This is a genomic window from Peterkaempfera griseoplana (assembly GCF_001418575.1).
Lineage (GTDB): Bacteria > Actinomycetota > Actinomycetes > Streptomycetales > Streptomycetaceae > Peterkaempfera > Peterkaempfera griseoplana.
Genome location: NZ_LIQR01000076.1, coordinates 1 through 10,297 on the forward strand (window position 1 = coordinate 1; position 10,297 = coordinate 10,297).

Annotated in this window: 12 protein-coding genes; 7 read left to right on the forward strand and 5 right to left on the reverse strand. The window is 71.4% G+C overall.

Translation table 11 applies throughout. From position 1 onward, the window contains the following. Nucleotides 1–575 (forward strand): SAM-dependent methyltransferase (locus AOK09_RS05915; RefSeq protein ID WP_055586050.1); only part of this gene is annotated, 575 nt, incomplete at its 5' end. Between the two features lie 10 nt (nucleotides 576–585). On the opposite strand, the gene AOK09_RS05920 is transcribed toward AOK09_RS05915, so the two are convergent. Further along, a complete protein-coding gene (locus tag AOK09_RS05920; protein ID WP_055586051.1) occupies nucleotides 586–996 on the reverse strand; it encodes an SRPBCC family protein in 411 nt (136 codons plus the stop codon). A 176-nt stretch (nucleotides 997–1,172) separates the two neighbouring features. On the opposite strand from AOK09_RS05920, the gene AOK09_RS05925 reads away from it, so the two are divergent. From AOK09_RS05925 to AOK09_RS05935, 3 genes are all read left to right on the forward strand, one after another. After that, entirely contained in the window at nucleotides 1,173–1,415 is a 243-nt protein-coding gene (locus tag AOK09_RS05925; protein ID WP_055586052.1) for a DUF6296 family protein, read from the forward strand. A gap of 616 nt (nucleotides 1,416–2,031) precedes the next feature. Then, the gene (locus tag AOK09_RS05930; protein WP_055586053.1) at nucleotides 2,032–2,490 is read left to right on the forward strand and encodes an SPW repeat protein; all 459 of its coding nucleotides are present in this window, start codon (nucleotides 2,032–2,034) and stop codon (nucleotides 2,488–2,490) included. A gap of 85 nt (nucleotides 2,491–2,575) precedes the next feature. Next, nucleotides 2,576–3,082 (forward strand): metallophosphoesterase family protein, encoded by a 507-nt coding sequence (locus AOK09_RS05935; RefSeq protein WP_055586060.1) that lies wholly within the window; start codon nucleotides 2,576–2,578, stop codon nucleotides 3,080–3,082. A 68-nt stretch (nucleotides 3,083–3,150) separates the two neighbouring features. On the opposite strand, the gene AOK09_RS05940 is transcribed toward AOK09_RS05935, so the two are convergent. Then, entirely contained in the window at nucleotides 3,151–4,017 is an 867-nt protein-coding gene (locus AOK09_RS05940) for a chitosanase (RefSeq protein WP_079062795.1), read from the reverse strand. A 125-nt stretch (nucleotides 4,018–4,142) separates the two neighbouring features. Here AOK09_RS05940 and AOK09_RS05945 point away from each other — a divergent pair, with 125 nt between their 5' ends. Next, entirely contained in the window at nucleotides 4,143–5,078 is a 936-nt protein-coding gene (locus AOK09_RS05945; RefSeq protein WP_055586054.1) for an aldo/keto reductase, read from the forward strand. 21 nt (nucleotides 5,079–5,099) lie between these two features. On the opposite strand, the gene AOK09_RS05950 is transcribed toward AOK09_RS05945, so the two are convergent. Further along, nucleotides 5,100–5,375 carry an isoamylase early set domain-containing protein gene (locus AOK09_RS05950; protein ID WP_055586055.1) on the reverse strand — a complete coding sequence of 92 codons (276 nt, stop codon included), beginning with the start codon at nucleotides 5,373–5,375 and terminating at the stop codon, nucleotides 5,100–5,102. A gap of 144 nt (nucleotides 5,376–5,519) precedes the next feature. Here AOK09_RS05950 and AOK09_RS05955 point away from each other — a divergent pair, with 144 nt between their 5' ends. Next, nucleotides 5,520–6,314 carry an exodeoxyribonuclease III gene (locus AOK09_RS05955; RefSeq protein WP_055586056.1) on the forward strand — a complete coding sequence of 265 codons (795 nt, stop codon included), beginning with the start codon at nucleotides 5,520–5,522 and terminating at the stop codon, nucleotides 6,312–6,314. A 12-nt stretch (nucleotides 6,315–6,326) separates the two neighbouring features. On the opposite strand, the gene AOK09_RS05960 is transcribed toward AOK09_RS05955, so the two are convergent. Continuing rightward, nucleotides 6,327–6,821 carry a phosphatase domain-containing protein gene (locus AOK09_RS05960; RefSeq protein WP_055586057.1) on the reverse strand — a complete coding sequence of 165 codons (495 nt, stop codon included), beginning with the start codon at nucleotides 6,819–6,821 and terminating at the stop codon, nucleotides 6,327–6,329. Nucleotides 6,822–6,965: 144 nt separating this feature from the next. Beyond that, entirely contained in the window at nucleotides 6,966–8,045 is a 1,080-nt protein-coding gene (locus AOK09_RS05965; RefSeq protein ID WP_055586058.1) for a LacI family DNA-binding transcriptional regulator, read from the reverse strand. A 1,014-nt stretch (nucleotides 8,046–9,059) separates the two neighbouring features. On the opposite strand from AOK09_RS05965, the gene AOK09_RS05970 reads away from it, so the two are divergent. Then, nucleotides 9,060–10,297, forward strand: a 1,238-nt coding sequence (locus AOK09_RS05970) for an ABC transporter substrate-binding protein (protein ID WP_055586059.1), incomplete at its 3' end; no start/stop codon positions are given.

Genomic DNA, 10,297 nt, shown 5'->3' on the forward strand with positions numbered 1-10,297 from the left:
CCGGCATCCCCACCCAGGGCAATGTGCACGAGGTGGCCCAGGCCGCCGCACCGGACGCCCGCGTGGTGTACGTGGACAACGACCCGGTGGCGGTGGCGCACAGCGCCTCGCTGCTGGCGGACACCCCGGGCGCCGGCATCGTCAACGGGGACATCCGGCAGCCGAAGGAGGTCCTCGCCTCCCCCAGGCTGCGCGAGCTGATCGACTTCGACCAGCCGGTGGCGGTGCTGATGATCACCATCCTCCACTTCATCACCGAGGAGGAGGGCCCCGGGGACCTGGTGGCCGCGTACCGCGACGCGCTGCCGGCGGGCAGCTGGCTGGCGCTCACCCATGCCACCGACGACGACCGGCCGGACACCGCGGCGGCGGTCGGCAAGCTGTACCGCTCCAAGGCGACGGCACCGGTCACCGCCCGTTCACGAGAGCGGATCGAGGGCCTCTTCGACGGTTTCGACCTGGTGGCCCCGGGCCTGGTGCACGTACCGCTGTGGCGTCCGGACGCGGCGGAGGAGGTCCCGGCCAATCCGCAGGAGTACTGGGTCTACGCCGGGGTGGGACGCAAGGCGGGCTGATCCGCCGGAGTCACGCGGGGTAGCCGGCGCGCAGCTTCACCTGCTCGGCCAGCCGGTCCAGGCTCTGGCGCAGCGCCATCTCCACGTCGCGGCTGGGCGGGGCGCACTCTGGGTCGGAGAACGTGAGGTGCACGCTGACCTCGCTGGCCCCGGACTCCAGCCCCGTCACCTGCAGCCATCCCGAGTAGCGCCCGCTGTCGCGGGTGCCCCACTCCAGTCGGAGCCGGTCGTAGTGGGCGTGCAGCAGGGCGGTCTCCTGCTCGCCCCGCTCGCCGTGGCTCACGGTCACCGCCGGTGGGCGCTGCGCCTCGAGGTGCAGCTCGCGGGGCAGCCAGCGCTCCATGGTGCGCAGGTCGGAGGCCTCGTCGAAGACCTGTTCGGGCAGGGCCGGCATGGTCCGGTGCGCCTCGTACTCGCTCACGGTCTCGGTCCTTTCCGCAGAGGGCGGACCGGTCGGCCTGCCCGCCGGCCCGACAGCGGTCGGATACCCGGACCGGGCGGCGCGACACCCCTGCAAAGCCCCGGGAGGGGTCGGCGCATCATTGGGGTATGAGAAGTGTGTCCGTTTTTGGGCCGGCAATCCGAGGAGGAGGCCCCATGCAGACGACCGAACGGTATGAATTGATCTTCTCGCATGCCGGGCCGGGCGAGGAGCCGTCCGAGGACGACGTGGTGGTGGTCCACCGCACCCCGGCGACCGGCCCCGGCGGTGAGCCCGTCTACTGCGACGACACCGGTATCGTCCGGGCCGAGATCAACAGCGGTGGGGAGGTGCGGATGCTGGCGTCCGGCGGCAGGCAGGCGCTGCAGCGCCCGACCGGGACCCGGCACCTCGGCTGAACCACCCTGCAAAGTCCCCCGTAAGACGCCCTGTGAAGACCGCCCGAGAAGGCGCCCTGTGAAGACCCAGGGAATGTTCAGGTGTTCCGCCGAACCGGCGGGAGCGCCTGGTCGTCTTCTGGTGCAGACCGTTCTTCGACAGCGTCGAGCCCGCCGGCCGCAACCGGCGGGCTCGGCGGCTTCGACGGCACAGCGAAGGAGGAGGGGCCGCCCGGCGCGGGTGGCACCGCACACCGGATATGACCTGCCCCAACTGCGGTTCGATGATGCGCCAGGGTCCGGCCGGCGGCTGGGCCTGCGGCAACTGCGGCACCGTACGGCTCTGCCCGCCGACCGTCCTGGCGGCGGCGCACCGGCCGACCGGCCCCGGCGGCCCGGTGCGCTGAGCCGGCCGCGGCCGTCGACCCCGGGTGCGGCGTTCCCGGAGGGGAGCCGGTCCCGCGGGGAGGTCAGCCTGCCCTGGAGGCCGCCCGGCGAGGGCAATCAGCTACCGAACCGATATCAAAGCCATATCCACTTGCAAACCGGACATGTCTACCCTGGCAGTGCACGATCTTCCATCACCCTTCAGGAGGTGGTCGTGGTGTCCACGACGCCGAGTTCCACACCCTCGAGCATGGAACACCACCCGGACATCATGGAGATGCGTGAGCGCTACGAGCGGGCGGCCACCACGCCCCGTTCGCAGGGGATCGAGGCCCTGGCCCTGATCGCCGGTCTCTACCTCGCCGTCTCGCCCTGGATCACCGGCTTCAGCGGACTCACCACGCTGGCGGTCTGCAACCTGGTCACCGGTCTCGCCTATGCGCTGCTGATGGCCGACTTCGGCTCCGCCTACGAGCGCACCCACGCCAGGGCGTGGGCCGCCTGCGCGATCGGCATCTGGACGATCATCTCCCCCTGGGTGGTCTCCGGCTCGGTCGCCACCACCCGGACGATCATCAGCAACGTGGTCGTGGGCGCGGTGATGCTGCTGCTGGCCCTCGCCGCCTCGGCCAAGGCCGGCAAGGAGCCCCACTCCCCCGCCGGCGGTCGCCGCGGCATGAGGCACGAGCGGCCGGCCACCCGGATCTGACCCGGATCCGGCCCCCGGCCGGGAATCCGGCCCACCCTGCCCCGGTCGCGCGACGGCGCGGCCGGGGCACCATGGTGCTGTGGCGCTGCGACTGCTGATCATGTCCGACACCCATCTGCCCAAGCGGGCCCGCGACCTGCCCCCGGAGCTCTGGCAGCAGGTCGACCAGGCGGACGTGGTGCTGCATGCGGGCGACTGGGTGAGCACCGAGCTGCTGGACCGGCTGGAGGAGCGCAGCCGCAGGCTGATCGGGGTGTACGGCAACAACGACGGCCCCGAGCTGCAGGCCCGCCTCCCCTTGGTGGCCATGGAGGAGCTGGAGGGGCTGCGTCTGGCGATGGTGCACGACAGCGGAGCCTCCCGGGGACGGGAGGAGCGTTGCGCGTCCCGGTTCCCCGACGCCGACCTGCTGGTCTTCGGGCACAGCCACATCCCGTGGGACAGCACCGCGCCGGGCGGCCTGCGGCTGCTCAACCCGGGCTCCCCCACCGACCGCCGCCGCCAGCCCCACCGCACCTTCCTCACCGCCGGGGTGCGGCGGGGCGGCCTCACCGAGGTGGTGCTGCACCGGCTGCCGGAGCGCGGCCGGTGAACCCTCGGCGGCGCCCGGTGACGCCGGGGCTGCCCCGGGTGCGGCCCGGGCCGGTCCGGCGCGGCCGGTCAGCTGTCGATGCGGTAGGGGTCGCCGTAGACCTTCCAGGAGAGCGGGGGGAGGAGGTCGAGGTTGCCGGCCTTGAGGAAGACCCGCTGCTCGGTGTCGACCCTGCTGGTGTCGCTGTGGGCCTCCTCGGTTTTCATCGCCGCCTTGCGGGCGTCCAGGAAGGCGTTGAGATAGGCGGTCTCGCCGCCGCCCTGGGCGGGGGTCTTCGCCTTGCGCATGGCGGTCCTGCGGATGCCGCCGAAGCTGGTGCTGTCGTCGCCCGGGCCGTGCATCACGATGGCGTCGTAGTAGATGAACTGGCCGAGCGCCCGCAGGCCGTCCTGCTTGGCCTGCTGGACGGCGGGGTCGAAGTAGACCCGGTCCCGTTCGTCGTTCTGCGCCTGCTGGAAGACCGGGTCCGCGGCGGCCTTGTGCCAGTCCCTGGTGAAGTCGGGGTCCAGACCGCTGTGCGAGTCGCTGCCGTCGACCCTGCGCAGTGCGGGCAGGTACTTGGCGAGGACGTTCCCGGGCTCGCGGTCGGCGTAGAGCTGGACCAGGTCGAGCATGTCGCCGGTGCCGGAGCAGAAGCCGATGATCCCCGCGGTGTAACCGCGGCCGTCGCCGATGTCCTCGATGTAGGTGTACTGGGCCTTCCAGTCCAGTGAGGAGTTCTCCGCGCTGGAGACCAGCTGCATCGCGATGTCCTTCTCGTGGGGGTCGTCCAGACCCGCCGCGGCCGCCGCGACCGCGGCGGCGCGCGGCTGCGGGGAGGAGGCGGCGTGGCCGGAGCCGGCCGCCCCCAGCCCGGCGCCGCCCGCGACGACGGCGGCCGCCAGCAGGATCCGGGCGGTACGGCCGGAGTGCGGCCGGGCGTGACTGTTCTTCATGGGGTCTCCGTTCTCCCAGCTCTTGTTAGGAAGCTTTCCTAACCGATTGAATCAGCCGGGGGGCGGCGCGCCAAGGGTTCGATTGAAAGGATCATGACAATTATCCGAGCGCGTAGTCTGGACGGATGTCCGCACTCGGCATCGGCCTGGCAGCCGTCGGAAGACCCGCCTACATCACCAGCGGCCGCAGCGACGACCTGCCCGACCGCTCCGTCGGCGCCCTGCGCGCCCGCACCTGGGCGCTGCTGGACCTGGCCCACCGGCTCGGCGTCCGCCACCTGGACGCAGCCCGCTCCTACGGCCGCTCCGAGGAGTTCCTGGCCGGCTGGCTGGCTGCCCGGCCCGATGCGGACGACGTCCTGGTGGCCAGCAAGTGGGGCTACGCCTATGTCGGCGACTGGGCCCTGGACGCCCCCGTCCACGAGGTCAAGGACCACAGTCTGGCGGCCTTCCGGCGGCAGCTCACCGAGTCCCGGGCCCTGCTGGGCGACCGGCTGCGCCTCTACCAGCTGCACTCACTGACCCCGGACAGCCCCGCGCTTCGAGACACCGCCCTGCACCGGGCCCTGGCCGGCCTGGCCGCCCAGGGCGTCGAGATCGGCTTCTCCAGCAGCGGACCGCGCCAGGGCGAGGCCATCCGCGCCGCCCTGGAGATCACCGTGGACGGCGAACCGCTGTTCCGTTCCGTCCAGGCCACCTGGAACCTGCTGGAGCCCTCCGCCGCGCCCGCCCTCGCCGAAGCCCACCGTGCGGGCCTGCGGGTGGTGGTCAAGGAGGGCGTCGCCAACGGCCGCCTCGCCGACCCGGCCGAGGCCCCGGAGCTGCTGCGCCGCACGGCCCGGGAGCTGGGGACCGGCTGCGACACGGTGGCCCTGGCCGCCGCGCTGCGGCAGCCCTGGGCGGACGTGGTGCTCTCCGGCGCGGCCACCGAGGCGCAGCTCACCTCCAACGCCGCCGCTGCGGACCTGGTCCTCGACGCGGAGCGGACCGCCGCCCTGGCCCGGCTCGCCGAGCCCGCGGAGGTCTACTGGCGCACCCGCTCCGCCCGGCCCTGGAGCTGATCCCCGGCCGGACCCGGCGGTTCACACCCGCAGCAGGCCGCCGTCGCCGTCCAGGGCGTCCGCCGCCTCGTCGTCGAACCAGACGCCGCCGGTGGCCAGATAGCGGAAGCGGTACTCGCCCGGCACCAGGGTGACCGAGACCGAACGGCTCCCGTCCCGCCGGGCCACCAGCTCGTGCACCCCGGGCCGCCAGCCGTTGAAGTCCCCCACCACGCTGACGGTGCCGTCCGGCCGCCCGGCGTCCAGACGGAACGTCACCCTCGCGCTGCCACCGAAGAGCCGGGTACGCCTGACCATCCCGCCACCCCCACGACCGTCCGGCAGTCGCCGATCCGGCGGCCGCACCGCACAGCAGCATGCCCCCCGCCGGGCCGCCCGGGAAGGGGGCACGGCCGGGCGCACGGTTGGTCCGGGCCGCCCTCGGGCCGCTACCCTGCGACGGTGATCGCCGTCTCCACCGTCAATGTCAACGGCCTGCGGGCCGCCGCCAAGAAGGGCTTCGGCCCCTGGCTGGCCGCCACCGAGGCTGATGTGGTCTGCCTCCAGGAGGTACGGGCCGAGCCCGACCAGCTGCCCGAGGCGCTCCGCGAGCCCGAGGGCTGGCACACCCTCTGGGCCCCGGCGGCCGCCAAGGGGCGCGCCGGGGTGGCGCTGCTCTCAAGGCAGGCCCCGCTGGGCCGGCGGATCGGTTTCGGCTCCGCCGAGTTCGACGGCTCGGGCCGGTACGCGGAGATCGAACTGCCCGGGCTCACGGTCGTCAGCCTCTATCTGCCCTCGGGCGAGGTGGGCACCGAGCGGCAGGAGGAGAAGGAGCGGTTCATGGCCGAGTTCCTGGTCCACCTGACCGAGCTGCGCGCCAAGGCCGTCGCGAACGGGCAGGAGGTGCTGGTCTGCGGCGACTGGAACATCGCCCACCGGGAGGCCGACCTGAGGAACTGGCGGGCCAACCAGAAGTCCTCCGGATTCCTCCCCGAGGAGCGGGCCTGGCTCACCCGGGTCCTCGACGCCGGCTATGTGGACGTCGTCCGGCGGCTGCACCCGGAGACCGAGGGCCCCTACACCTGGTGGTCCTACCGGGGCAGGGCGTTCGACAACGACTCGGGCTGGCGGATCGACTACCAGTTCGCCACCCCCGGCCTGGCTGAGCGCGCGGTCCGCGCCCAGGTGGAGCGAGCGGCTAGCTATGACACCCGCTGGTCGGACCATGCGCCGGTGACCGCGGTCTACGACCTGTAGGGGCCAAGGCCCTCAGGTACGGCCCTGCTCCTCCTGGGCCTGCTCCAGGAGGGGCTCGGCGTCCGCCCAGTCCGCGTGCACCACCCGGAAGCCCGCCGCCCGGAAGGCCTCGCAGACCAGCCGGTCGTCGTCGACCACCAGCGCCACGTCCCGGCCTCGGGCCAGCTGCCTCAGCATCTCCGGCTTGGTGACCCGGGCGGGACGGCGGTCCTGCCCGCGCCGCATCAGCAACCGCCCGTCCGGCAGACCGTGCCGGGCCAGCCAGTCCAGGGTGTCCCGGCGGCACTGCTCCGGTCTCCCGGTGAGATAGACGGTCTCGTACTCCTCGGTGCCGGCCAGCACCAGCTCGACACCCCGGGGCAACGGGGGGTCCTGCGGTGCAGCGGCGAAGAAGGCGGCCCAGTCCCTGGGGCGGCGATCCAGGAACGGCAGCCGGTGGCGGGTGTCGGCGAGCGTCCCGTCGAGGTCGAAGACGGCCAGTGGACGGGGCGTACGGTGGGTACGCACACGACATGATCACCGCAGCTCGGGCCCGCGGTCCATGCCTCTGCGATCACATCAGGATCACAGCATGGTCACTCTCCCCGACGCCTGCAATCGCTGACGATTCGTCATCTTCCTTGGGCGGCACGCTGTTTGGGGCCTTCGGGGCTACTGGGGGCCGGTACGGGCGCCGCGCGGCCGCCGAGGGGTCCGGCGGCCCCGGACGGGGGCTGCGGGCGCCTCTGCGGTGCTGCTGCGCACCACGAGCTGGGTGGCCAGCTCGATCCGCGGGGTTTGCGGGGTCTCGCCGCGTACCAGTTGCAGCAGGGTGTCGGCGGCGGTGCGCCCCATCTCGGCGAGCGGCTGGCGGACCGTGGTGAGCGGCGGCGGGGACCAGCGCGCCTGCGGCAGGTCGTCGAACCCCACCACGCTGAGGTCGTCGGGGATGCGCAGGCCGTGCTGCCGGGCGGCCTCGTAGACGCCGACGGCCATCTCGTCGCTGGAGGCGAAGATCGCGGTCGGCGGGTCGTCCAGAGCGAGCAGCCGGGCGCCCTCGCTGAAGCCGCACTCATGGTGGAAGTCCCCCTGCCGGATGAGCTGTTCGTCGACCTCGATCCCGGCCAGCTCCAGCGCGGCACGGTAGCCGTCCAGCCGGGCGCGGCTGCAGAGCAGCGCGGGCGGGCCGGCGATCATGCCGATCCGGCGGTGCCCCAGCGACAGCAGGTGGTCGACCGCGCTACGGCCCCCGGTCCAGTTGGTCGAGCCCACCGTCGGCATGTCGTAGGTGGGCACCCCGGCGGGGTCCACCACCACGGTGGGCACGCCGAGGCGGTGCAGCTCGGTGTGCAGTTCGGGCGCGAGGTCCGAGGTCACGAGGATCACGCCGTCGGAGGAGCGCGACCGCAGGTTGACCAGCCACTGCTGGGCGGACGGTGCCTGGTGGTGCACCGCGGAGACCACCGTACCCAGGCCCGAGGCGCGGGCGAAGTCCTCCACCCCGCGCAGGATCTCGACGGCCCAGGGACTGTCCAGGTCGTTGAAGACCAGGTCGATGAGGCCCGCCTGGTGGCCCGACCTGGCGGCGGGGCGCCGGTAGTCGTGCAGCGCCAGCAGTTCCTCGACGCGCTGCCGGGTGGCCCGGGAGACGTCGCCGCGCCCGTTGAGCACCCGGGAGACGGTGGGCAGCGAGACGCCGGCCGCTCGAGCGATGTCGGCGATGGTGACGCGGCCCGCGCCCTCTGCTGCCACGTGTGCTCCCTCCTCGACCGACCGTCACCAGCATAGGTAGCGGCCGTCATACGGTCCGTCGCGCTCTGTCCCAAGTGTTACCGCCGCGAGGCTTGACGGCGGAGTGGTGGGGCTTCTACCGTCGCGCAGCATGATTTCGGAAAGCTTCCGGAAACATAGCGCCTAGCTCCACCCCCCAGGCCAACTCTCCGAGGAGTGCCAGTGAAGGTGTTCCGCGTCATCGAGGCAAGACCAGCGATGACCGTGATGCCGGATGGATACTTTCGGACACCTGCTGGACCCTCCGCCCGACCACGCCTCCGCACCTCTGACCTTCGCATGACGCGCCAACGTATCGGTGCTGGTTCAGAAAGTTTCGAAGGAGTGGGCATGCGCATCCGCAAGCGGCGGGGCCCCGTCCCGTCGGCAGGGCCGGCAGCCCGCCTGCTCAGCGTCTGCGGCGGCGACGGCTCCGTCGCGGCGGGCCGCCACCCGCACATCCGGCCCAGATCGGCACTGCGCAATCCCTTGACGTCTCGCCAGACGGACCTTACGGTCACGGGAACATTCCGCAGAAGTTTCGAAACTTTCGGAACGGCCGCCCGTCGGCCGATCCGCGGCAAACCGGGCAGAGGGGAGGAGAAACCCCGATCGATGGAGAGTGTCGCAACGTTTCGGCAGCCATCCCGGCCAGTCACCGGCAAGTTTCGATAACTTTCGGAAACAAGTCATTGACGGCCACTCCGAGCCCAGCGCATACTCTCGTGCGATCGAAACTCTCCGTAACGGACACGACTCCGTACGGTCACACCCGTCCCCCTGGCACGTCCACCCAAGCATGCCGGAGGCGGGAAGCAATCGCAGTGATCGTCACGATGTCACGTACGTTGCCCGACCCTCACCACCCCAGGGCCGGCCTGCCGCCTGAACGCCCACATCAGCGCACGTACGGGACCCCGCGGCACCCAACAGGCCATTACTTTGCAAACCATTCACAGCAGTTGTGTCAGTGACACGGATCAGGGAGCTTCCACGATGATGAGGAAAATACGCAGCGCCACGGCTGTCGCGATCGGCCTGGGCGTGGCGCTCGCTGCCACCGGCTGCGCGGGCGGCAGCGACGGCGGCAGCGGCGGTTCGTCCGGCGGCGGCAAGGTCACCCTGACCGTGTGGGAGAACGCGCAGCCCGGCCCCGGTGCCGTGTACTGGCAGACCGCCGCGAAGGCTTACCACGCGCTGCACCCGAATGTCACGATCAAGATCCAGGCGGTCCAGAACGAGGACCTGGACGGCAAGCTGCAGACCGCGCTCAACTCCAACTCCGCGCCGGACATCTTCCTGCAGCGCGGTGGCGGCAAGATGCAGGCCGAGGTCAACGCCGACCAGCTCCAGGCGCTGGAGCTGACCGACACCGACAAGACCAACGCCAGCGCTGCGGCGCTCGCGGGCTACTCGATCGAGGGCAAGGTCTACGCCATGCCGCTCGACACCCAGCCCGAGGGCATCTACTACAGCAAGGACCTGTTCAAGCAGGCCGGCATCACCTCGACGCCGACCACCATGGACGAGCTCTCGGCTGCCGTCGACAAGCTGAAGAAGATCAACGTCGCGCCGATCGCCGTCGGTGCCAAGGACGCCTGGCCGGCCGCGCACTGGTACTACAACTTCGCCCTGCGCGAGTGCAGCCAGGACGTCATGAACAACGCCGCCAAGTCGCTCAAGTTCGACGACGCGTGCTGGACCAAGGCCGGTGACGACCTCGCGTCGTTCCTGAAGACCAGCCCCTTCCAGAAGGGCTTCCTGACCACCTCGGCCCAGCAGGGCGCCGGGTCGTCCGCGGGCATGATCGCCAACCACAAGGCGGGCATGGAGCTCATGGGCAACTGGGACCCGGGAGTGATCGGCAGCCTGACCAAGGACCAGAAGCCGCTCCCCGACCTGGGCTGGTTCCCCTTCCCCGCCGTCTCCGGCGGCCAGGGCGACCCGTCCGCCATCATGGGCGGCCTGGACGGCTACTCGCTCAGCAAGAAGGCGCCCAAGGAGGCTCTGGCCTTCCTGCAGTGGCTGGTGACCAAGGACCAGCAGGAGGCCTACTCGAAGGCCTTCGTCACCATCCCGGTGAACAAGGAGGCCCAGGAGGTCGTCACCGACTCCTTCAACCAGTCGGCGCTGCAGGCCTTCAACAAGGCCGCCTACTCCATGATGTTCCTGGACACCCTGTACGGCCAGAACGTGGGTAACGCCATGAACACCGCGGTGGTGAACCTGCTGGC